Below are 21,893 nucleotides of genomic sequence, written 5' to 3' on the forward strand. Positions count from 1 at the left end.
CGTCCGCGCCGGCCACCCTGCGGCAGCAAGGTGGCCGGCGCGGCATTCGGGACACGCCGCCCCGGGCGCGGCGGCGGCCGGGTCAGTACTCGACGCGGTCCGACTTGGCCAGCCACGCGTCGAACGGCGCGGTGCGATGGGGCAGTTCCAACTGCTCGACCCGGGTCGGCCACATCGACCTCGGCTTCTTCTCGAACAGGTCGTAGAACTTGCGGTCGTCGAATCCGGCCACCGCCGCGTCGTGCCGGTCGGCGGAGTAGACGATCCGGTCGACGCGCGCCCACAGCGCGGAGGACAGGCACATCGGGCACGGCTCACACGAGGTGACCAGGACACACCCGTCGAGCGAGAAGGTGTCCAACTCCCGGCAGGCGGCCCGCATCGCGCTCACCTCGGCGTGCGCGGTCGGGTCCAGCGTCGCGGTGACCCGGTTGTGCCCGATCGCGATCACCTTGTCGGCCCTGGCGACGAGTGCGCCGAACGGACCGCCGCCGGCGGTCACGCTGGTCGTGGCGAGCCTGATCGCCTCGTCCATCCAGGCGCGTTCGAGTTCTCGGGCGGGCATTTCCTGGGCATGCGCGGTCACGGTGACTCCATTCGTGGGTGCGGAAAATCGAAGTACGGGGATGCGCCCGGACGCGCCCGGACGCGCCGTCACGGAGCGGTCGTCACGGCTCGATGCGGCAGATGTGCTCCGGGCCGACCGGGGTGTGCGTCAGGTTCAGCCCCGTCGCGTCGCGGATGGCGTTCACGATCGCCGGGGTGGCGGAAATCGTCGGTGGCTCACCGACACCGCGCACCCCGTAAGGCGCGTTCGGGTCGGCCCGCTCGATCACGTCCACCGTCATCGGCGGCATGTCCACGATGGTCGGGATCAGGTAGTCGGTGAACGACGGGTTGCGCACCCGGCCGTCCCGCACCCGGATCTCCTCCATCACGGCGAGCCCGAGGCCCTGCGCGGAGCCGCCGTGGATCTGTCCGACGACGGCGTCCGGGTTGACCGCCTTGCCGACGTCCTGCGCGCAGTCCAGTCGCACGACCTTGACCAGGCCCAGTTCGGTGTCCACGTCCACCACCGCCCGGTGTGCGGAGAAGGCGTGTTGCACGTGCACCCGAGGACTCTGCCCGCTCACCGGATCCATCGCCCAGGTCGGCCGGTGGTGGAACTCCCGGGTCTCCTCGATCACGTCGTCGCCGAGCACGTCGACGAGATCGGCGAGGACGCCCGTGATCGCGGAGACGACCTTGCCCCGGCTCAGCGACAGGTCGGCGGGATCCTCGCCGAACCGGTGGGCGACGCGCGCCAGGAGCACCTCGCGCACCGCCCGGCACGCGTCGCGGACCGCGCCGCCGGTGATGTAGGTCTGCCGGGAGGCCGAACTCGACCCCGCGTCACCGACATCGGTGTCGTTGGGGTGGATGTTCACCCGCTCCACGCCCAGTTCACTGCGCGCGATCTGCTGCTGCACGGTCACCAGGCCCTGGCCGACCTCGGCCGCCGCGGTGTGCACCATCGCGATCGGGGCGCCGCCGACGACCTCCAGCCGTACCCGCGCCGTGGAGTAGTCGTCGGCGCCCTCCGCGTAGGAGATGTTCTTGATGATCACGCTGTAGCCGACGCCGCGCACGACACCCTCGCCGTGTGTGGTGTTGGATCCGCCGCCCGGCAACTCCCGTACGTCCACCGGCCCCGCGTCCCGCTCCGGCGGCAGGGGCAGGCGTTCCAGGCGTTCCAACAACTCGGCGACCGGCGCCGGGTAGTCCAGTACCTGACCGGTGGGCATGGTCGAGCCCTCGGCGATCGCGTTGATCCGGCGCAGCCGCACCGGGTCCATGCCCAACGCCTTCGCGAGCTTGTCCATCTGCGACTCGTAGGCGAAGGCGGGCTGTACCGCGCCGAGGCCGCGCATCGCGCCGCACGGCGGGTTGTTGGTGTACAGCCCCCATCCCTCGATCGCGACATTGGGCACCTCGTACGGCCCGACGCCGAGCGAGGTGGCGTTGCTCACCACGACGGGGGTCTTGGACGCGTACGCGCCGCCGTCGAAGTACATCCGCGCCTTGACGTAGACGAGCCTGCCGTCCCCGGTCGCGCCGTGCTCGTAGTACATCTTCGCCGGGTGCCGGTGCACGTGGCCGAAGAAGGACTCCTCGCGGTTGTAGACCATCTTCACCGGGCGGCCGGTGTGCAGCGCCAGCATGCAGCAGTGGATCTGCATCGACAGGTCCTCCCGGCCCCCGAAGGCGCCGCCGACCCCGGACATGGTGAACCGCACCTTCCCCGGCGGGAGTCCGAGCGCCCGCGCGGTCTGCCGCCGGTCCACGTGCAGCCACTGCGTGGCCAGGAACAGGTCCACGCCGCCGTCCTCGTGGGGGACGGCCAGGCCGGATTCGGGTCCGAGGAACGCCTGGTCCTGCATGCCCACGGTGTACACGTCCGACACCACGACGTCGGCTCGGGCGTTCGGATCGCCCCGGGTGATCGGCTGGTGGCGCACCACGTTGCCGCCGGGGTGCAGACTGGGCAACGTGTCGTCGTGCGCGGCCCGTTCGGGGTCGGTGATCGGCTCGAACACCTCGTAGTCGACCACGATCTTCTTCAGCGCGCGCCGTGCCGTCTCCGGGTGGTCGGCGGCCACCAGCGCGATCGGCTCGCCCTGGTAGCGCACGACGTCCTCGGCGAGCACCGGCGTGTCGGCGACCTTGAGGCCGTAGACGTTCTCGCCGGGCACGTCCTCGTGGGTCAGCACCGCGTACACGCCCGGATGGGCGAGTGCCGGGCCGATGTCGATCGAGACGATCCGCGCGTAGGGGTGCGGGCTGCGCAGCGTGGCGCCCCACACCATGTCCGGCGCCCACAGATCGGAGGAGTAGGCGAACTCTCCGCGCACCTTGAGCGTGCCGTCCGGCCGCGGGGGGCTGTCGCCGATCCCGCCGGTGATCACCTCGTCGAGGTCCTGCGGGCTGCGCGCTGGTGAGGTCGGCACGACCATCGGGGAGCCTCCAGTGTCCGGATACCTGTGTGAGGAGTACACAGCACCTCCGGTGGGCCCGGTTAGCGGTCGAAGACCCGAAATGGCCCGGGGGCCGGGGCCGGCTCTCCGTAGACTCCTCCAAGAGCGCGAGCCGGGTGTGCCGATTCCCGGCCCAGCACCGGCCGGCCCTGGGCGCGTTGCGGCGTTCGCCGCCGTCGCGCCCGGTGCCGTTGCCGATCCGGATCACCGGGGTGCGCGTGTCCAAGCGCCGTCGGCCTTGCGCGGCCGGGAGCCGATGGTCATGGAGCAGTGGTTGCGCTCCGGCACGTCGGGCCGTCGCCGGATCCGGTGGATGCCCTCGGTGAGGACCATCGGGGTGCGAGATCGCGCGGTGAGGGCGGGCAGCGCCTCGTCCGCGCTCCGATCGGCCATGTCGTCGCCTCGGTCGCTCCCGGGTTCGGTGACGAGGGGGACGGGCTCGGGGTCGACGCCGCGACCGCGCGCAACGTTCCCACCGCCGGCGCCGTTCCCGGGAGACCGGCCCGGGAGCACCCGACATGTCACACCTTTCGCCACCGCGCCATGGCGAACGAGAACGCCCCGAACAACATGAGCCCGACCGCGATCACCCCGAGCAGCGGCGGACCGGCCGGCGTGTCGGCGAACGTGCGCAGCGTGTCGTCGAGGCCCTTGGCCTTGTCCGGGTCGTACTTGGCCGCCGCGACCAGGACGAACACCCCGGCCGCGGTGAACACCGCACCGCGGCTGACCCCGCCGGCGACGCCGAGCGTGTCGACCACCCGCTCGGTGCGCGCCGACATGCGCCCGAGCTGGAGGTGGTCGCGATACTTGCGCAACAGCGCCCGTACCGCGATCCAGACCCCGGCGACGACCACCACGAGCCCGGCCGCGGCCACCAGCCAGCGGCCGGCGGGCAGATCCAGCGCCTCGGCGGTGGCCCCCTTGGACTGCTTGTCGGAGGCTCCCTCCTCGGAGCCGCCCGAGCCGCCGGCCCCGTCCTTGCGCCCGGCGGCCAGCGCGATCACCGAGGCGGCGACGAACGCGTAGAACCCGAATCGGGCCAGCGACGCGAGCCGCGTGGAGGCGTCGCGCCCGCCGGGCCCCGCCGCGCCGAACACCGCCTCGGACAGCCGCCACAACGCCATGCAGGCCAGGCCGATCCCCAGTGCCCACACCAGGAAGCCGCCGAACGGTTGCCTGGCCAACTCCTTCACCGCACCGCCCCGATCGGCCTGCCGGCCGGAATCGCCGACGGCGATTCGCAGGGCCAGGACGCCGACCAGGAGGTACACCACGCCACGCGCCACGAACCCCGCGCGCCCTGCGGCGGCCATCGCGGTACCGCCCGCCGTGGAACGCCCCACGGCGGTGTTTCGTAGTCCGGTCGTCGTTGTCCTCATCGCGAAGAGACCCTTCTGTGTCCGTCTCCCCGCGCCTGCCCCGAGGCCGGCTTTCGATGCCGCCCGGGCATCGACGGATCGATCTCGCGGCGTCGCGCCGCCGGGCTTCAGAAGGTCAGATGCGCGGCCACCGGGGCGTGGTCGGAGCCGGCCGCGCCCTGGCGTTCGACGGGCTGAGCGTTGATCGACGGCAGGGGGCCGTCGGCGCCGATGAACACCTCCTCGAGGCGTTGCAGCAGTTGGTGGCTGACCAAAAGGTGGTCGATCAGTTCGCCCTGACCCTCGAAGACACGCGAGACCCGGTGCTCCACGGGGATCTTCAGGCCGAGGTTCCACAACCGCGCCGCGTCCCCCTTGTCCGGCCGGTCGAAGCCGCCGGTGCCGATCTGCGATCCGGGCGGGCCGTACAGGATCTGCGTGGTCGCGGCGAGCGGGGTGTCGTTGAGGTCGCCCATCACGATCACGTCGCGGGTGCGACCGTCGCCGCCGAGGAGTTCGTCGGCGAGGGCACGCATCGTGGTCGCCTCGGCGCCGCGCCGCCACAGCGCGTACGCCGCGTAGCGGGCGCGTTCGCTCTCGTTCTTCGGGCTGTGCCGATTCCCCGGATAGGTCAGCAGCTTCGACTTCAGGTGGCACACCGCCGCGTGCAGCGTCCGCCCTGGCACCGGTTCGAGGGCGACCGCGAGCCCGCCGCGACCCATCGCGTTCAGCGGTGCCCCGGTGTCCGCGGTCTGCAACGGGGTGAACTGGCTGGGGAAGGCGGTGACATCGGCGGTCACCGTGAGCGGGTGGCGGCTGAGGAACCCCACCCGGATCCGCCGGCCGTCCGGGTGCGCGGACACCTCGGTGTGCCACGTCCCGTCCAGGCGGCCGACGAGGTCGTGCAGCGCGTCCGGGTTGCCGACCTCCTGCACCCCGAGCAGGTCCGGCTTCAGCCGCTCGATCGTGGCCGCGAGCGAGTCCTGCTTCGCGTCGAACTCGGCTTGCGTCTTCGGGCCGTCCTGCTCCCCCGGCAGGAACAGGTTCTCGAGGTTCCACGTCGCCAACGTCACCCGCATGGGGCACCTCCCGCTGTCCGGCATGCCGCGCGTACGCCCGGTCGCACCCAGTCTCCGCGCGATACGCCTGCGCGTCCCGCCGAATCCCCGCACACCCGCCACCGTTTCACCCGGACGCCCCGGCCGACGCCGCGCCGCGACCAGGCCGAGCGGCACGGCCGTGTCTCGCCGATACCGGACGGATTCCGTCCGCTATCACCCGTAGCGTGCGTCTTCGAAGGCACCGACCGACACCCGGCGGCGGCGTCGACCCCTCTCAGGAGAATCCCGTGAACCTCGTCTCGATCCGCATCATCACCGACGACGTCGACCGCCTCGTCGACTTCTACGAGCAAGTCACCGGCGCGCCGGCCACCCGGTTCACCGAAGACTTCGCCGAGCTGGGCATCGGCTCGACCACCCTCGCGATCGGCAGCACCCGCACGGTCCCCCTGTTCGCCCCCGGCTCCGCCCGCGCGGGCGACAACCGCAGCGTCGTCATCGAATTCCTCGTCGACGACGTGGACGCCGTCCACCGAGACCTGACCGGAGTCGTGACCGACTTCGTCAACGAGCCGACCACGATGCCGTGGGGCAACCGCGCGCTCCTGTTCCGCGACCCCGACGGCAACCTCGTCAACTTCTTCACCCCCGTGACCCCGGCCGCCATCGCGAAGTTCGCCCGCTGACGGCGAACGTCGACGCTCGGCCGGCCCTCGGTTGACCTTCCCCCCGGGGCAGGCCACACCATCGGTGGAGCCGGGCAACGGGCCCGGTACGAGGAGAAGAGCCGGCATGGAATTGTCGACCATCGGGGCGTTCGCCAAGGCATCCCGACTGTCGCCCAAGGCGCTGCGCCTCTACGACGAACTGGGCCTGCTGACACCGGCGCGCGTCGATCCGGTGACGGGATACCGCCTGTACGCGCCGGAACAACTGGACCGGGCCCGGCTGGTCGCCTGGCTGCGCCGACTGGGCATGCCACTGTCCCGGATCCGGCACGTCTGCGAGCTGGAACCCGGTCCCGCCGCCCGGGAGGTCCGGGCGTTCTGGGCCGGGGTCGAGGCCGACGTCGTGGCGCGCCGGGATCTGGCCGGCTTCCTCGTCGACCACCTGTCCCGGAGGGATTCGGCCATGACCGCACCCGCCACGCCCCTGGCCATTCGCTACGCCGCCCTGTCCGACACCGGCCGGGTACGCCCCACCAACCAGGACACCGCCTACGCCGGATCCCACCTCCTGGCCGTCGCCGACGGCTACGGCACGGCGGGCGCCGAAGCGGGCGCGGCCGCCGTCGACGCCCTCAAGCACCTCGAAACGGCCGGCATCCCGGCGGACGGCCTGCTCAACGTGCTCGAGGACGCCGTCGAACAGGCGAAGCGGGCCGTGCAGGGCGTCACCGGCAGCGACTCGCCCGAGGCCGGCGGCACGACCCTGACCGCGATGCTGTGGACCGGCGCGCACCTGGCCCTGGTCCACATCGGCGACTCCCGCGCCTACCTGCGGCGCGACGCGGAGCTGTTCCAGGTCACACAGGACCACACCATCGTGCGGTCGATGGTCGACGAGGGTCGCATCACCCCGGAGGAGGGCGCCTCCCATCCGCAGCGGTCACTGCTGCTCAAGGCCCTGGGCCACGGCACCGACGCCACCCCCGATCTGCGGCTGCGGGACGCCCGCAGGGGCGACCGATACCTGCTCTGCTCCGACGGCCTGTCGACGATCGTGCCGCCGGAGGAGATCCACCGGGTACTCGCCGACGCCCCCGACCCCGGCTGCGCCGTCCGCGAACTCGTCGCCCTCGCGCACGACTTCGGCAGCCCCGACAACGTCAGCTGCGTCGTCGCCGACGTCGTCGACCCGCGCGAACAGGCGTAGCCGGCGGCCGCGATCGATGCGGCGGGATCAGTACGGCGGGATCGGTGCGGCGGGATCGGTGCGGCGGGGCTCACTCCACCAGGGCCGGGGCGAAGTAGTCGCGCAGCCGGGCGATCCTGCCGTCCCGGACGCGGAAGATCTGCACCAGGCACACCGCCGTATCCGCCTCGCCGTCCTCGCCGTCGAAGACCGAGTCGATCTCGGCGATGAAGACGTCGGGGTCGGAGGTGATGTGCAGGACGTAACCGGACTTCTCGAAGTTGGGTGTCGGTCCGTCGGTCTTCGCCTGCCGCTCGTAGTGGGCCGCCATCGCACTGCGGATCTGCGCTCGGCCCACCAGCCGCCTGGGGAAGCCGGCGCCGGCGGGGACGAGCGGGGCCTCGAAGACGCCGTCCTCGGTGAAACACTCGGCGAGGGCGTCGGCGTTGCGGGTCACGGTTCCCGAGTGGATGTACCTACCGAAGATCTCCTGCGGCGTTGCGGACACCACAACCTCCTTGAACGTGGACGTGGACGTGGACGTGGATATGGAGGTGGATACAAACGCGGACGCGGATACGGACCACCTCATCACAAACGCGGCCCGTCGAGACCCGGTTTTCGCGGCCGATCACCCCTGCGGTGGCGGTGTCGCGGGTGAGGCGATTCGGCTGGATTGCCGCCTTGTTCGGCGGCAGGGGGCGGCCGATACTGACGTGAGGTCGCCGGTCCTGTCGCGGGGGCGGGCGGACGCGCGCGTCCGCCGTACCCGACAGCCGCCTGCCGGAGGGGGAGACCGCTCGATGGGTAGGGGAGATCTGCGTCGGTTCCACCGGGATCCGTTGGGGTTCCTCGACGGCCTGTCCCGCGCTCGTGTCACGGACGTCTTCCGACTGCCCTGGGGCGGTTGGTGCGTGGGCGACTCGGACCTGGCCCTGATGGTGCTGCGCGATCCGGAATTCAACGGAGGGCTGTCCACCTTCTATGGCGACCTGTTGCCCTCGCGATCGGCCCAGATCGCGCTCGGTCACACCGTACGCAACACCATCCGACCGCGATTACCCGAGTATCGCGAGAACTTGGCCGAGGCAGTGGCCGAACTCCCCACGGCCGCACGCTGGCCCGAGACCGGCCCCGCGCTGGTGCGTCGATGTCTGGCGGATCTGCTGCTGCACCCGACGTCGGCACCCGAACTGCGGCTCCTGTCGGCGCGATCCGTCGGCGCCGGTCTGCTGATCCGGTCACCGACGATCCGCGGCCGGCTGCGCACGGAGCTGCTGCGTCCCAGGCTGTTCGCGGCGCTGACCCGGGAGATCGCGCAACGCCGGGCACGCGGCGACGGTCGGGGCGAGCCGCGCGATCTGCTCGACGCCGTCGTCGGCGGTTGTCCCGAGCGGACGCGGGACCCGGTCGTGGCCGAGCTGTACCTGTTGCTGTACCGGTCGATCGTGGGCAACGTCGGCTACGCCGTGGCCTGGAGCGTGTTGCTGGCCGGTCTGCACGGCGCGCCGGGCGAGTCGTGGCCGTGGCCCGCCGAGTGGATCGTGCGCGAGGCCGCGCGGCATCGTCCGTTCGTCTGGATGGTGGGCCGCCCGACGCCGCGTGCGGTCGTGTTCGGTGGCGTGGCACTGTCGCCCGGCACGATCCTGTCGGTCAGCCCCTATCTCCTGCATCACGACGAACGACGCTGGAGTCGGCCCGACCTCTTCCGGCCCGAACGCTGGGCCCACCCGCAGGCGTGCGGCCCCTATCTTCCCTTCAGCACGGGCCCGTTCGTCTGCGGCGGCGCCGTCATCGCCCAGACCATGACCACCGACGCGGTGGCGGCGCTGGCCCACGACGCCCGCCTGAGCGTCGTCGGCGGTGAGGAGCGGCCGGTCGTGACCAACGCCGCCGCGCCGCGACCGTTCACCCTGAACCGCACCACCGAGTCCGTGACCCGATCGCCCGCTTCGAAGAGGAGGTGACCACCATGATGGCCGTCATCCGGCGCGTTCTCACCAACACGCCGCCACTGATCTGGAACCCGAAGGACCCCTGGCGCTGACCCGCGCCCGCCCCGAACGGCCCGCTCGGCGGAATTACCCACGCCGTGCGGGCCGTTCGCCCGAATCACACGCGACGGGTCACGCCGCCGTCGGGTGGGCCAGGAAACCCGTCACGGTCGCGGCGTACAGTTCCGGGTGCGTCGTGTGGGGGACGTGTCCGGCGCCGTCCAGGGGGCGGATCCGCGCGTGTGCGATCGCTTCGGCGAGTCCGCCGACGATCTTCGCGTACCACGGCGGGCTGGTCGTGCCGTAGCTCAGCAGCACGGGGACGGTGAGCGCGGACAGGCCGGCGAAGTCGATTTCGTCCCAGTGCGGATCGTTCAGCTCGTCGAGGAACGTGCCCGCGTTGCCGACGAAGGTCTCGCGTGCCCGGTCCGGCAGCCGCTCCCACATCCCGGGTCCGAGTGCGACCTCCTCGACGAACAGGTGCGCCCCGCCCCGGTCGTCGCCCGCGCTCAGCCGCTCGGCCACCGCGTCGATCCGATCCTGGGCCACGCGCATCAGCGGCCGCAGTTGCGCGTCGTTCGCCACGGTCGCGAACAGCGGCGGCTCGTGCGCGATCAGGCCGCGGAGCAACTCGGGCCGGCGCGCGCCCAGTCCGAGGGCGATGGAGGCGCCGAAGGAGTTGCCGACGACGTGCGCCGGTCCCAGGTCGAGCCGTTCGAGCAGTGCCGCGAGGTCGTCCTCGTCCTGGGTACGGCTGCCCGGTCCGGTCCCGCCGGTGCTGCGGCTGTGGCCCCGGCGGTCGTACACGAGCACGCGGTGGGAGGCGGCGAGCGCCGGGAGGACCGGCCCCCAGCCGGTGTGGTCGGTCCAGGAGCCGTGGACCAGGACGAGCGGATCGCCCTCGCCCGTGACTTCGTGGTACAGATCCGCGCCGTTCAACCGTACGTGGGGCATGCCGCCGTCTCCTTGCTCGGGCCATGGGGGATCCGCCGTTCGGCGTCGCGGTGAACCGCGAACGCGCGTCCGATCTTCCCGGACGCCGGCGTCACCCGCACGGAGCAACACTGTCATCCGCGCCGCTTGGGCGTGGGATTCGGGAATTGGGCGCAGCGGGTGAATTCCGCGCGGGACACTTACGCGGTGGCCGGTCCGGGCGGCAGAATCGTGCGACTCGAGACGAGGGGGCGAATCCTGTCCGTGAGCGACGTCTTTCCCGAACGGGCCCTGCCCGCGGGCCCGATCACCCTGCGACCGTTCACCGCCGGCGATGTCGAGGACACCCGAACCGCCTGTACGGACGAGGTGATCCAACGCTGGATACCGCTGCCGCGCCCGTACTCGGCGGAGGCGGCCGTCGACTGGTGTACGAAGACGGCGCACACCCGGCGCGAGTCGGGCGACGGCATCCACTTCGTGATCGGGGACGCGGCCGACGGCCGACTGCTGGGTGCGATCGGGCTGCGCCGCACCGACTGGGACGACCTGGTCACCGAGGTGCGCTACTGGGTCGCCCCGTGGGCTCGCGGACGCGGGATCGCCGCCCGGGCCACCCGCGCGCTCGGACAGTGGCTGCTGATCGAGCAGGGCTTCGAACGCCTCGAACTGCGGGCCGCCGTCGGGAACATCCCCGCGCGCAAGACGGCCGTCAAGGCAGGGCTGCACCGGGAGGGCATCCTGCGTAACGCCGGCCGCCTGCACGGCGGCCGGGTCGACGTCGTGCTGTACGCACTGACCCGGTCCGACCCGTAGGGCGGGGGTTGGCGCCCGTCGTCCTCGACCCGGGGCCGGCTCAGTCCAGTTCGGCCAGGTCCGGTCCGGTCAGCCGCAGCGCGCCGGCGGCGATGTTCTCCTCCAGGTGGGCGAGCGAGCCGGTCCCGGGGATGAGCAGGATGTTGGGCGAGCGGGCCAGCAGCCACGCGAGCGCCACCTGCGACACGGTCGCCCCGTGGCGCGCGGCCACCGCGTCCAGGCGGGCGGCCGCCAGTGGTTGGAAGCCGCCGACGGGGAAGTACGGGACGTAGGCGACGCCGGCCGCCGCGCAGGCGTCGACCAGTGCGTCGTCCTCGCGCCGGGACAGGTTGTAGAGGTTTTGCACGCACACGATCGGCGCGATCGTCCGGGCCTGGGCGAACTCGGCGGCGGTGACGTTGGAGACGCCCAGGTGCCGGATCAGGCCCTCCTCGCGCAGCGCGAGCAGGGTTTCCAGGGGCTCGGCCAGGGGGGTCAGGCTCCGGTCGAGGTCGCCCATCCGCAGGTTCACCACGTCCAGGCGGTCCAGGCCGAGCGAGCGCAGGTTCGCCTCGACGCCGCGGCGCAGGTTGTCGGGCGTGAGTCCGGTCTTGTCCGCCGCCGGCCGGGCGACGTCCGCGCCTTCGACCAGTGCGCCGACCTTGGTCACGATGACCAGGTCGTCGGGGTAGGGGTGCAGCGCCTCCCGGATCAGCTCGTTGGCCGCGATCCCGTCGCGCGCGTAGTAGTGGGACGTGTCGATGTGGTTCACGCCCAGCTCCACGGCCCGCCGCAAAATCGCCAACGCCGTTTCCCTGGAGGGTGGTTCGCCCTTCGGCCACCCGGTCAACCGCATCGCTCCGTAGCCGATCCTGGCGACGCTCGTATCGCCGCCCAAGGTCCATCGCTCTGTGATCACGGGCGACACCCTAACGGCCCTCGAAACCACTTGCCGATGTTTGCCACAGGGCTCCCATCGGCCCTGTTCGTCCCCTCCGCCTTCGGAACCAAGCCTCTCGAAATGCTCCTCAATCATTCCCAAACCCCCTCCGGGATCTCAGCGCGTCGACATCGGCGCCGCTTGTGTCGGACGTCGGCCGTGTAGTGCGATGGCTCCCATGGTCTTTCCCATGACGAAAAAACGAGTTCCCCCACTGGTCACCGCCCTGGTCGTCGGCTGCCTGTTCGCCGGCGCGCCGGGCGCCCACGCGGACGCCGCCGCCGGCCCGGACGGCGCACCGTCGGCGGCGGGCGCGCCGCCGAGGTTGGGCATCGACCTCGACACCGTGACCATCCCGGAATTACAAACCCGCATGGCACGCGGATCGTTGACCTCGACCGCGCTCACCGGCGCCTACCTGTGGCGGATCAAGACCGTCGATCCCACGATCAAGGCGGTGTTGCGCACCGACCCGACCGCGCTGCGCCAGGCCGCCGCCAGCGACGCCCGGTACCGGCGCGGGCAGAGCCGGGGCCCGCTCGACGGCATTCCCGTCCTGCTCAAGGACAACGTGGACACCCGCGACCTGCCGACCACCGCCGGCTCGACGGCACTGGCCGGCAGCCCGCCCGACGCCGACGCGGTACTGGTGACCCGGCTGCGCGCGGCGGGTGCGGTGATCCTCGGCAAGACCAACCTGTCCGAATGGGCCAACTTCCGCGGCGCCAAGCCGACGTCGGGCTGGTCGGCGGTGGGCGGCCAGACCCGCAACCCGTACGTCCTGGACCGCAACCCCTGCGGCTCGTCGGCCGGTTCGGGCGCCGCGCTGGCCGCGTCGTTGTCGCAGGTGGCGATCGGCACCGAGACCGACGGCTCGATCGTGTGCCCGTCCGGGGCGAACGGCGTGGTCGGCGTCAAACCCAGCCTGGGCGTGGTCAGCTCGTCCGGCGTGGTGCCGATCTCCGCCGAGCAGGACACCGCGGGACCCATGGCCCGCAACGTCACCGACGCCGCGCTGACCCTCGCGGTGCTCGCCGAGGGCCGGGGATCGCGCCCGGGCGACCCGTTCGACCTCGCCGCGGCCTCCGCCCGCCCCGACGGCCTGCGCGGCAAGCGCGTCGGCCTGTGGCGCCTGCCGACGCTCGGCCCGGACGTGGACGCCCTGATGACCCGCACCGCGGCGCGCCTGCGCGCGGCGGGCGCCGAGGTGGTCGAGGTGAAGCTCCCCTACCAGGAGCGCATCGCCGAACTGGAATTCCCGGCCCTGCTCAGCGAGTTCCACCGCGACATCGACGCCTACCTCGCCACCCGCAAGGGCCCGCGCGATCTCGCGGAGCTGATCGAGTTCAACCGCACCCACCCGGCCGAGCAGACCTGCTTCGCCGGTCAGGAGCTGTTCGAACAGGCCCTGGTCGCGCCGCCCACCACCGACCCGCGTTACCGGGCGATGCGCGCCGAGTTGAAGGATCTGTCCCGCCGCTCGATCGACGAGACACTGGCCGCCGAACGGCTCGACGCCATCGCCTCGCCGACCAACCCGCCCGCCTGGACCACCGATTGTGTACGCGGCGACAACGACGTGATCCCGTCCTCGACCCCCGCCGCCGTGTCCGGATACCCGTCGATGTCGGTACCGGCCGGCTTCGTCGGCGAACTGCCGGTCGGCCTGCTCCTGATGACCGGCAACCTGCGCGACGGCGAACTCCTGTCCCTGGGCGCCTCGATCGAACATCACCTGCACGCCTGGCGCGCCCCGCGCTACCTGCCGACCATCGGCTCCTGACCCGCTGCGACGGGCCCGACCGAACCATCGGTTCCGGCCGGGCCCGTCGCCTCGCCCGATCCGAACTCCCGCCGCCCGAAGGCGGCGTCGCGCCGACCGGCGACACCATGGCGGACGGGCGCCTCGCGATCCCCGGACACCCCGGAGGGGCCGGGTCCGCATGGGGCGCTCGTCTGCGCCGTTCGTGCGTCCGTGCGCCCTTGACCGGGGTCGGGGCTCGGCCGATCATGGCCGCCCTGCCTTCCGATCACCGTCGGCGGCGGTCGCACCACACGCGGGCGCCGGCCTCGCGACGAAAGGGCCATCGTGCACGTCTCCTCCGGGATCGATCTCTTCGACGACGCCGTCCTCGCCGACCCCTACCCGACCTACGCCCGGCTGCGCGAACTCGGCGCCGTCGTACGGCTCGACGCGCACGGCGTCTGGGCCCTGCCCCGCCACGCGGGCGTCGCCGACGCGCTCCGCGACCCGATCACCTACTCCAGCGAACGGGCCCTGGCCCTGACCGACGAGGTCAACGAGCGGGTCCTGACCGACACCGTGGTGGGCACCGACGGGGCCGCCCACGTGCGCCTGCGCCGGGTGCTCTCGCGCCAACTCGCGCCCAGGGCGCTGAAATCCCTCACCGCCGGCATCCACGCGCACGCCCGCGCTCTGGTCGACGCTCTTCCGAGCGGCGAGGTGTTCGACGGCGTGGCCGACCTGGCCGCACCGTTCGTCTCCGGCACGGTCATGCGCCTGATGGGTTTACCCGACCGGGACCGCGCCCGGCTGCTCGACCTCGCCGACGCGACGTTCGACACCTTCGGCCCCGACAGCGCGCGTACCCGGGCCGCGTTCCCGCGCGCCGAGGAGATGTTCGCCTACCTCGACCGCTTCGCCGCGCGGGGGCGGGTGGCGCCGGACAGTTGGCTCGGCGCCATCCACGCCGCGGCCGACCGGGGCGACATCGACGAATCCCAGGCCGTCCCGCTGATGCTCTCCTACACCGTCGCCGGCATGGACACCACCATCCACGCCGTCACCACCGCCCTGCACCTGTTGGCCGGGCACCCCGCGCAGTGGCGCCTGGTCCGCGAGCGCGCCGTCCCGGGCGACGCGGTCTTCGCCGAGGCGCTGCGGATGGAGGCCCCGATCCAGTGGTTCGGCCGCCGCGCCGGCCGCGACATCCGGATCGGCGACACCGTCGTCCCCGCCGGCGAACAACTCCTCCTGCTCTACGGCTCGGCGGGCCGCGACCGCGCCAAATGGGGCCCGACCGCCGACACGTTCGACGTCACCCGCCCCGACAGCCGCGACCACCTCGCGCTCGGCCTCGGCGTGCACCAGTGCGCCGGCAACCACCTGGCCGTCCTCGAACTCGACGCGGTGCTCACCGCCCTGGGCGCCCGCTTCCACACCCTTGCCGCCGCGCCCGACCGGGCGCCCACCCGGCGGGTCCACAACATCCTGCGCGGCCTGCACACCCTCCCGCTCGTCGCCGCGTAGCGCGCCCCACCACGATCCGCCCGCCCACCGCGGATCCCGACCGGTACCGCCCATCCGGTCGGAATCCGCGCACGGGTTCGGGCTACGGCGCGGGAATCGCGGAGAGTTCGTCGGTCAGGTCGTCGAGACCCAACGACCCCTGCGACAGCGCGCTCATGTGCCACGCCTTCAGGTCGAACGCCGCGCCCTGCGCCCGTCGGGCGTTCTCCCGGCCCAGCAGCCAGGCGCGTTCGCCGAGCTTGTAGCCGATCGCCTGGCCGGGCATGGTCAGGTAGCGGGTGAGTTCGCTGTCCACGAAGGCGTCGGGGAGGCCGCTGTTCGCGCCGAAGAACTCCTGCGCCAGGTCCGGCGTCCAGCGCTCGCCGGGATGGAACGGCGCGTCGGCCGGGATCTCCAGTTCCAGGTGCATGCCGATGTCGACGATCACCCGCGCGGCGCGCATCATCTGCGCGTCGAGGTAGCCCAGGCGCCGTTCGGCGTCGGTGAGGAAGCCCAGTTCGTCCATGAGGCGTTCCGCGTACAGCGCCCAGCCCTCGGCGTTGGCGCTGACCACCCCGACGGTGGCCTGGTAGCGGGACAGGTCGCCGGCGATGTGCGCCCACTGGGCGAGCTGGAGGTGGTGTCCGGGGACGCCCTCGTGATACCAGGTGGACACGAGGTTGTACACGGGGAACCGGTCGCGACCCATCGTCGGCAGCCAGGTCCGGCCGGGGCGGCTGAAGTCCTCGGACGGCTGCGTGTAGTACGGCGCGGCGGCGCTGCCCGGCGGGGCGATGCACGACTCGACGCGGCGCACCCGCTCGGCGAGGTCGAAGTGGGTGCCGTCGAGGTGCTCGATCGCCTCGTCCATCAGGGCCTGCAGCCAGGCCCGCACCTCGTCGACGCCCTCGATGTGCGTACCGTGCTCGTCCAGGTGCGCGAGCGCCACCCACGGCGTGGCGGCGCCGGGCAGGACCTTCTCCGCCTCGCGGCGCATCTCGCCGAGGAGGCGGTGGTACTCCGACCAGCCGTAGGCGTAGGCCTCGTCGAGGTCGAGGTCGGCGCCGTTGAAGTACCGCGACCACACGGCGTACCGCTCGCGCCCGACGACCTCGGGGGCGTCGGCGACGGCGGGGGCGTACACGTCGCGCATCCACTCGCGCAGCTCCACCACCGCGGCGGTCGCGGCGCGTGCGGCCTCGTCGAGTTCGGCGCGCAGGGCCTGGGGGCCGGCGGCGGCGAAGTCCTCGAACCAGCCGCGTCCGTTGCCGTCGGTGTCGGCCCACTCGCCGAGCTGGTCGATACACGCCCCGGTCGGGCGGGGCGCCGCGTACAACTTGCGCTCCAGGCCCAGCTCCAGCGACTCCCGGTAGCCCGCAAGCGCGTGCGAGACCGCACCCAGCCGCCGGCCGATCGCGGCCCAGTCCTCGTCCGTCTCCGCGGGCGTCACGGTGAACACCTCACGCACGAAGTGCATCGGCGTGCCCATGTTCCCGACGGTCCGCAGCCCCTCCCCGCTCTCGTGCACGGCCAGCTCGGCCGTCAACCGCTCGCGCAACAACCGGGCACACCGCCGCTCGACCTCCACCTCCGCCCCGTCCCGCCGCTCGGCCTCGCCCAGCGCGGCAAGCGTGGCCCGCGCCAACGCGGCCCGCGCCTCCTGCCCATCGGGAGAAAGATCGGGCAACCGCCCGGAACACTCCGCAACACCGAGAAACGTCCCCATCACCGGATCGAGCACAACGAGTTCGTCGACATAGGAGTCGGCGACCTGACGCGGAAGCGGAACACTGTTGACTGACATGCCCCCATCCTCATACGCCGACAACCCCCACGTCACGCCCGTTCCCCCACCACCTCCCCCAACCCGACACCCGCACCGAATCCCGAACATGGCCCCCGACCGAGCCCTGCCCGTTCATGCCGCTCGGCCCAGGGGTCGTGTCGGCGGGTGTTCGGGTGGGGAGGATTGGGGGATGGGGCGGGTTTATGACGATGTGCGGTTGGCCGGGGCCTATCAGGTCGGGAACGAGATGCCCGCGGGGGCGCTTCGGGTCTGGGCGGAGGTGATCGGGGGGTTTGCGCCTCGGCCGGCGCCGGTGGTGGTCGAGATCGGGGCGGGGACCGGAATGTTCTGTGCGGCGTTGGCGGAGTGGGGGCGGGCGTCGCTCGTGGTCGGGGTCGATCCCTCGGTGGCCATGCTCGGTGAGGCCGTGCGGTACAACGCCCACCCCCGGGTGCGCTACGTCGGCGGCTGCGCGGACGCGGTGCCCACGCGCGAGGGACTGTTCGATCTCGCCCTGCTCTCGCGCGTCGTGCACCACCTGCCGGATCGCCGCGCCTGTGCCCGCGAGTTGGCGCGCGTCCTGCGGCCCGACGGTGTCGTGGTGATCCGTACGACCTTCCGCGAGCGCCTGGACGCGCTCGTCTACCACTACTGGCCCCGCCTGCGGGACAGCGACGAACAGCGCTTCCCCGGAAGGGAGGAGGTCGTGGCCGACTTCACCGCCTGCGGGTTCGCGGTTCGCGAGATCGGCTCCCTCGTGCAGCCGGTCACCGCGAGCCTGCGCGAGTTCCACGCGCGGATGACCACACGACCGCAATCGAAGTTCACCCACCTGACCGCCGCCGAGTACGACGAGGGCCTGCGCCGCCTGGCGATCGACGCCGCCGCCGAACCCGAGGACACGCCCCGGCCGGTGCCGGAGCGCTACGACATCGCGGTGTTCGCTCGCGCGTGAGGGAACCGCCGTGATTCTCCGGCCGGTTCGGGTCGGTCGCCGGGCGCGCCGGGGGCATCGTGTGCAGGGTCGCGCGGGGAGTGGGCCCGGCCGCTTGGGTCGGGCCCACATCTTCGCCCGCGTCAGCGGGTTCGGCGTAGGGACATCGGGTCTATTCCGCTGCCGTCGATGCTGAACGTGGTGCCGCGCGTGGCGAAGTACGGGGTCAGCATGTCCGCGAAGGTCATCACGTCGACGCGCTTGACCAACTCCGCCTCGGCCGCGGTCCATTCGGCGCAGCCGGCGGTGTCCGGCTTGCTCATGGCCAGGCCCACCAGGCGCTGGTACTCGGGGTTGTCGACGGCGCCGAAGTTGAGCCCGTCGGGCCCCTTGGGGCCGCTGAAGAAGGGCATGAGCTGGTCGTGCTGGGTCAGCGTGATCGGCGTCCAGGAGATGTCCCACTGCCCGGAGGCCAGCACCTCTCCGGTGGTCCCGGCGGTGAGTGGTCGACGGTTGACCTTGACCCCGAACGACCGCCACTGCTCGACCGCGAGCTCCACAGCGGACAGCAGTTCCGAACCGGCCGTCCCCATGTAGGGCAGCACGATGGACAGTTGCCTGCCGTCCTTGGTCCAGTGCCCGCCCGACTTGGTCCACCCGGCCCCACGCAGCGCGGCCGCCGCGCGAGCCGGGTCGTGCGGCGGGATGTTCGCGCTCACGGCGTCCGCCGAACAGGTCGGCAGCATGGTGACCGCGACCCGGGTCGGCGTCGAGCCCTTGCCGCCGGTGGCCACCGCCCCCAACTGCTTGAGATCCAGCGCTGCGGTCAGCGCCCAGCGCACCGCGGGATCGGCGGTGACGTGCTCGGGCGCCTCGTTGTACAGGAACATCCCGTACGGGTTGCGCTCGACGCGGTACTTCAGCCCCGCCGCGGTCAGCCGGACCCGGTCGGCGCCGGTCACGGAGGCGATGTCGAGCTGTTTGCCCAGCAGCAGGTTGGCCCTGGTCGAGGGGTTGGTGACGACCTTGAACACCAACCGCTCGGGCAGTTCGGCCGAGTTCGCGCCGCCCGGTCCCCAGACGTAGTCGGGCCGTTTGGTGTAGGTGAAGTGGTCACCCGTCGCGGCCTCGACGAGCCGGTACGGCCCGGTGCCGTCGGTGGCGTGGTTGAGCGTGTCGGGCGCCGCGAGCGCCGAGGGGCACACCAGCGGCAGTTGGGTGGCGCCGCGCAGCAGGAACGGGGTGGGTTCGGGGGTGCGCAGGACGAGCGTGTTGGTGGCGTCGTCCGCGGTGGCGACGGTTCCCGGCGCCACCGCCAGGCCGTACAGCGGTGAGGTGTTCTTCGGGTCGGCGATGTAGTTGTACTGCGCCGCGACGGCGGACGCGGTCAACACTTGGCCGTCGCCGCACCGCACGTCGCGCCGCAGGGTGAACGTGGCCGACAGGGGGTCGGACTCCCACTTCTCGGCGACGCCGGAGACGATCTGCCCGTCGACCGTGGTGTTGACCAGCGCGTCGTAGGAGAACCGCGACATCAGCGAGGTGATCCTGGACAGCGAGGTGAGCGGAGACAGGTTGGCCGGGTCCTCGGAGATACCGATCGTGATCGTGTCGCTCCCGCCCGCGCTCGAGGAGCCGGTGCCGCCGCACCCGGTGGCGAGCACCCCCAGCGCCACCGCGCCGGCCGCCGCCCGCGCGGCGCCTCTCATCGTGCACCACCGGCGGCAACGGCGAAGCGCGTACGCCCCTCGCCTCCCGATGCGGCGGCGCTCGACGTACGAATGTTCGGATCCACCGTCCGGACACCGGACCCGACCGCGTCGGATCGTCCCATCTGGATACCTCCTCGGAGAACGGCGCGACTGCCGCAGTGGACGCTCAGGGTAGGCAGCGCCCGCACACCTCGTATCGTCGCCGCGGACGAAGAGCGATCATCGAATCCGTCCGAATCGCCAACGGCAGGCGGTGCGGCGCCGTGCAGTCCTCGCGACCTTGGCCGCGCCGCGCGCCCCCTTCGTGTCCCCCGACCGAGCGCCGCGCGGCCCGAACGAGACATCTCGTTTGCCTAAATAGATTAGGCATGCACATAATTCATTCAGGTGAACCCGAGAGCGGATGAGCAAAGGTGGGCGGACATGGCGCGCGCGGGGTTGACCGCCGAAAGCGTGGTGCGGGCCGGGGCCGAGTTGGCCGACGAGGTCGGGTTCGCGCACGCGACGCCCGCGGAATTGGCCCGGCGGCTGGGCGTACGGACCGCGAGCCTGTACTCGCATGTCGCCAACGCCCACGACCTCAAGACCCGGATCGCGCTGCTCGCACTGGAGGAACTCGCCGACCGGGTCTCCGCCGCCATCGCCGGGCGCGCGGGCAAGGACGCGCTGACCGCCTTCGCGAACGTCTACCGCGATTACGCCCTCGCCCACCCGGGCCGCTTCGCCGCCGCGCGATACCGGCTCGACCCGCAGACGGCCGCCGCGAGTGCCGGCGTCCGGCACGCGCGGATGATGCGCGCGCTGCTGCGCGGATACGACCTGGCCGAACCGCACCAAACGCACGCCGTCCGGCTGCTGGGCAGCGTCTTCGCCGGCTTCGTCGACCTGGAGTCCAACGGCGGCTTCGCGCACAGCTCCCCCGACTCGGCACAGAGCTGGACCGCGATTCTCGACGCACTCGACGGCCTGCTGCGCACCTGGCCCACCACCTCCCGACCCCTCCCCCGCCATCTCCGTACAGCGAAAAGACCCCGACCATGAACACCCCGTACGCCCACACCGTCACTCCCCTCACCGCCGACCTGCTGCGCGGCGCCCTCGACCTGGAACACACCGAACGCGGCGTAGTGCCCCACCGGTTGCCCGCGCACGCCCGCCGGCAGATCCCGGACGGCCAACTGGCCATGGCCGAGTCCCAGCCCTCCGGCGTACGCCTGGCCCTGCGCACTCGGGCCACCGTCCTCGAACTGGACGTCGTGGCCACCAAGCGCGTCTACCCCGGAGCCCCGCCGCGCCCCGACGGGGTGTACGAACTCCTCGTCGACGGAAGCCACACCGCCCGGGCGAGCGTGCCCGACGGCGACACGCTCACCATCGACCCGGCCACCGGGACCGCGCACACCCGCCCCGGCCCGGTGCGCACCGTGCGCTTCACCGACCTGCCCACCCACGACAAGCACGTCGAGATCTGGCTGCCGCACGACGAGAGCACTCGGCTGGTCGCGCTGCGCGGCGACGCCCCCATCCACGCGGCACCGGCGCACGGGCGCAAGGTGTGGCTGCACCACGGCAGTTCGATCAGCCACGGCTCCAACGCGGCCACCCCGACGGGAACCTGGCCGGCCCTGGCCGCGGCTCTGGGCGGCGTCGAGCTGATCAACCTCGGCTTCGGCGGCGGCGCCCTGCTCGACCCGTTCACCGCCCGCGCCATGCGCGACACCCCCGCGGACCTGATCAGCCTCAAGATCGGCATCAACATCGTCAACACGGACCTGATGCGGCTGCGGGCGTTCGGCCCGGCGGTGCACGGCTTCCTCGACACCATCCGCGACGGACACCCCGACACCCCGCTGCTGGTGGTATCGCCGATCCACTGCGCCATCCACGAGCACACCCCGGGGCCGTGCGCCGTGGACCCGGCCGCGATCGCCGAGGGACGCCTGCGGTTCATGGCCACGGGCGATCGGGCGCAGGTCGCCGCCGGGCGGCTGACCCTGACGGTGATCCGGGACGAGTTGGCCCGGATCGTCGCGCGGCGCGCCGCCGACGACCCGAACCTGCACCACCTCGACGGCCTCGACCTGTACGGCGCGGCGGACCAGGCCGAACTCCCACTGCCCGACGACCTGCATCCGGACCCGGCCGCCCACCGCCGCATCGGCGAACGTTTCGCCCGCCTCGCCTTCGGCCCCGCCGGCCCGCTGTCCGCCGAGGCTGAAACCGAAGCCGAAGCCGAAGCCGAAGCCGGCTGACCGCCGT

General features: G+C 72.2%; 18 protein-coding genes and 1 pseudogene. 9 read left to right on the forward strand and 10 right to left on the reverse strand.

The annotated features are described in order from the left end of the window. Positions 1-82: 82 nt before the first annotated feature. The 5 genes and pseudogenes from B4N89_RS43770 to B4N89_RS43790 all read right to left on the reverse strand — a co-directional run bounded on the left by B4N89_RS43770 (position 83) and on the right by B4N89_RS43790 (position 5,448). Positions 83-565, reverse strand: coding sequence for a nucleoside deaminase (locus B4N89_RS43770; RefSeq protein ID WP_078982419.1), 483 nt, complete (start codon positions 563-565; stop codon positions 83-85). 103 nt (positions 566-668) lie between these two features. Next, positions 669-2,993: a xanthine dehydrogenase subunit D gene (pucD, locus tag B4N89_RS43775; RefSeq protein ID WP_078982176.1), complete on the reverse strand. Its 2,325-nt coding sequence runs from the start codon at positions 2,991-2,993 to the stop codon at positions 669-671. A gap of 130 nt (positions 2,994-3,123) precedes the next feature. After that, positions 3,124-3,446 (reverse strand): annotated as a pseudogene (locus tag B4N89_RS52345) (DUF5701 family protein); the annotation flags it as partial. Positions 3,447-3,535: 89 nt separating this feature from the next. Then, on the reverse strand, positions 3,536-4,330 hold the full coding sequence (locus B4N89_RS43785) for a DUF1206 domain-containing protein (protein WP_101897579.1): 795 nt from the start codon (positions 4,328-4,330) through the stop codon (positions 3,536-3,538). Between the two features lie 173 nt (positions 4,331-4,503). Beyond that, positions 4,504-5,448, reverse strand: a complete 945-nt coding sequence (locus tag B4N89_RS43790; RefSeq protein ID WP_078982420.1) for an endonuclease/exonuclease/phosphatase family protein — start codon at positions 5,446-5,448, stop codon at positions 4,504-4,506. A gap of 275 nt (positions 5,449-5,723) precedes the next feature. Here B4N89_RS43790 and B4N89_RS43795 point away from each other — a divergent pair, with 275 nt between their 5' ends. Together B4N89_RS43795 and B4N89_RS43800 are read left to right on the forward strand one after the other, a co-directional pair. Beyond that, positions 5,724-6,122: a VOC family protein gene (locus tag B4N89_RS43795; RefSeq protein WP_078982179.1), complete on the forward strand. Its 399-nt coding sequence runs from the start codon at positions 5,724-5,726 to the stop codon at positions 6,120-6,122. A gap of 106 nt (positions 6,123-6,228) precedes the next feature. Beyond that, positions 6,229-7,311 (forward strand): MerR family transcriptional regulator, encoded by a 1,083-nt coding sequence (locus tag B4N89_RS43800; RefSeq protein ID WP_078982180.1) that lies wholly within the window; start codon positions 6,229-6,231, stop codon positions 7,309-7,311. A gap of 70 nt (positions 7,312-7,381) precedes the next feature. Here B4N89_RS43800 and B4N89_RS43805 read toward each other — a convergent pair whose 3' ends face one another. Next, complete coding sequence (locus B4N89_RS43805; protein WP_101897580.1) at positions 7,382-7,798, reverse strand: nuclear transport factor 2 family protein; 417 nt, start codon at positions 7,796-7,798, stop codon at positions 7,382-7,384. 295 nt (positions 7,799-8,093) lie between these two features. On the opposite strand from B4N89_RS43805, the gene B4N89_RS43810 reads away from it, so the two are divergent. Further along, positions 8,094-9,257 carry a cytochrome P450 gene (locus tag B4N89_RS43810; RefSeq protein ID WP_078982182.1) on the forward strand — a complete coding sequence of 388 codons (1,164 nt, stop codon included), beginning with the start codon at positions 8,094-8,096 and terminating at the stop codon, positions 9,255-9,257. Between the two features lie 159 nt (positions 9,258-9,416). Here B4N89_RS43810 and B4N89_RS43815 read toward each other — a convergent pair whose 3' ends face one another. Then, positions 9,417-10,238 carry an alpha/beta fold hydrolase gene (locus B4N89_RS43815; protein ID WP_078982183.1) on the reverse strand — a complete coding sequence of 274 codons (822 nt, stop codon included), beginning with the start codon at positions 10,236-10,238 and terminating at the stop codon, positions 9,417-9,419. A gap of 243 nt (positions 10,239-10,481) precedes the next feature. Here B4N89_RS43815 and B4N89_RS43820 point away from each other — a divergent pair, with 243 nt between their 5' ends. Continuing rightward, positions 10,482-11,033 (forward strand): GNAT family N-acetyltransferase, encoded by a 552-nt coding sequence (locus B4N89_RS43820; protein WP_078982184.1) that lies wholly within the window; start codon positions 10,482-10,484, stop codon positions 11,031-11,033. A 40-nt stretch (positions 11,034-11,073) separates the two neighbouring features. On the opposite strand, the gene B4N89_RS43825 is transcribed toward B4N89_RS43820, so the two are convergent. After that, entirely contained in the window at positions 11,074-11,931 is an 858-nt protein-coding gene (locus B4N89_RS43825) for an oxidoreductase (protein WP_201261173.1), read from the reverse strand. A gap of 211 nt (positions 11,932-12,142) precedes the next feature. Here B4N89_RS43825 and B4N89_RS43830 point away from each other — a divergent pair, with 211 nt between their 5' ends. Together B4N89_RS43830 and B4N89_RS43835 are read left to right on the forward strand one after the other, a co-directional pair. Next, entirely contained in the window at positions 12,143-13,735 is a 1,593-nt protein-coding gene (locus B4N89_RS43830) for an amidase family protein (RefSeq protein ID WP_078982185.1), read from the forward strand. A gap of 306 nt (positions 13,736-14,041) precedes the next feature. Beyond that, positions 14,042-15,223: a cytochrome P450 gene (locus tag B4N89_RS43835; RefSeq protein WP_235619338.1), complete on the forward strand. Its 1,182-nt coding sequence runs from the start codon at positions 14,042-14,044 to the stop codon at positions 15,221-15,223. 82 nt (positions 15,224-15,305) lie between these two features. Here B4N89_RS43835 and B4N89_RS43840 read toward each other — a convergent pair whose 3' ends face one another. After that, positions 15,306-17,006, reverse strand: coding sequence for a DUF885 domain-containing protein (locus B4N89_RS43840; RefSeq protein WP_078982187.1), 1,701 nt, complete (start codon positions 17,004-17,006; stop codon positions 15,306-15,308). Positions 17,007-17,178: 172 nt separating this feature from the next. On the opposite strand from B4N89_RS43840, the gene B4N89_RS43845 reads away from it, so the two are divergent. After that, positions 17,179-17,943: a class I SAM-dependent methyltransferase gene (locus B4N89_RS43845; protein WP_078982188.1), complete on the forward strand. Its 765-nt coding sequence runs from the start codon at positions 17,179-17,181 to the stop codon at positions 17,941-17,943. A 122-nt stretch (positions 17,944-18,065) separates the two neighbouring features. Here the strand turns inward: B4N89_RS43845 and B4N89_RS43850 are convergent, their stop codons facing one another. After that, positions 18,066-19,631 carry an ABC transporter substrate-binding protein gene (locus tag B4N89_RS43850; RefSeq protein WP_078982189.1) on the reverse strand — a complete coding sequence of 522 codons (1,566 nt, stop codon included), beginning with the start codon at positions 19,629-19,631 and terminating at the stop codon, positions 18,066-18,068. A gap of 426 nt (positions 19,632-20,057) precedes the next feature. Between B4N89_RS43850 and B4N89_RS43855 the strand changes: the two genes are divergently transcribed. Both B4N89_RS43855 and B4N89_RS43860 read left to right on the forward strand, forming a co-directional pair. After that, complete coding sequence (locus B4N89_RS43855) at positions 20,058-20,675, forward strand: TetR/AcrR family transcriptional regulator (RefSeq protein ID WP_078982190.1); 618 nt, start codon at positions 20,058-20,060, stop codon at positions 20,673-20,675. Beyond that, positions 20,672-21,886 (forward strand): GDSL-type esterase/lipase family protein, encoded by a 1,215-nt coding sequence (locus tag B4N89_RS43860; protein ID WP_078982191.1) that lies wholly within the window; start codon positions 20,672-20,674, stop codon positions 21,884-21,886. The genes B4N89_RS43855 and B4N89_RS43860 overlap by 4 nt, the downstream gene beginning before the upstream one ends. Positions 21,887-21,893: the final 7 nt, after the last annotated feature.

Origin of the sequence: Embleya scabrispora (assembly GCF_002024165.1) — a bacterium.
GTDB lineage: Bacteria > Actinomycetota > Actinomycetes > Streptomycetales > Streptomycetaceae > Embleya > Embleya scabrispora_A.

What these genes read in the sequence shown, in the direction of transcription:
- B4N89_RS43770 (WP_078982419.1), bottom strand. Translation starts at nt 565, where the DNA reads ATGCCCGCCCGAGAACTCGAACGCGCCTGGATGGACGAGGCGATCAGG.
- pucD (WP_078982176.1), bottom strand. Translation starts at nt 2,993, where the DNA reads ATGGTCGTGCCGACCTCACCAGCGCGCAGCCCGCAGGACCTCGACGAG.
- B4N89_RS43785 (WP_101897579.1), bottom strand. Translation starts at nt 4,330, where the DNA reads ATGGCCGCCGCAGGGCGCGCGGGGTTCGTGGCGCGTGGCGTGGTGTAC.
- B4N89_RS43800 (WP_078982180.1), top strand. Translation starts at nt 6,229, where the DNA reads ATGGAATTGTCGACCATCGGGGCGTTCGCCAAGGCATCCCGACTGTCG.
- B4N89_RS43810 (WP_078982182.1), top strand. Translation starts at nt 8,094, where the DNA reads ATGGGTAGGGGAGATCTGCGTCGGTTCCACCGGGATCCGTTGGGGTTC.
- B4N89_RS43815 (WP_078982183.1), bottom strand. Translation starts at nt 10,238, where the DNA reads ATGCCCCACGTACGGTTGAACGGCGCGGATCTGTACCACGAAGTCACG.
- B4N89_RS43830 (WP_078982185.1), top strand. Translation starts at nt 12,143, where the DNA reads ATGACGAAAAAACGAGTTCCCCCACTGGTCACCGCCCTGGTCGTCGGC.
- B4N89_RS43840 (WP_078982187.1), bottom strand. Translation starts at nt 17,006, where the DNA reads ATGTCAGTCAACAGTGTTCCGCTTCCGCGTCAGGTCGCCGACTCCTAT.
- B4N89_RS43845 (WP_078982188.1), top strand. Translation starts at nt 17,179, where the DNA reads ATGGGGCGGGTTTATGACGATGTGCGGTTGGCCGGGGCCTATCAGGTC.
- B4N89_RS43850 (WP_078982189.1), bottom strand. Translation starts at nt 19,631, where the DNA reads ATGAGAGGCGCCGCGCGGGCGGCGGCCGGCGCGGTGGCGCTGGGGGTG.
- B4N89_RS43855 (WP_078982190.1), top strand. Translation starts at nt 20,058, where the DNA reads ATGGCGCGCGCGGGGTTGACCGCCGAAAGCGTGGTGCGGGCCGGGGCC.
- B4N89_RS43860 (WP_078982191.1), top strand. Translation starts at nt 20,672, where the DNA reads ATGAACACCCCGTACGCCCACACCGTCACTCCCCTCACCGCCGACCTG.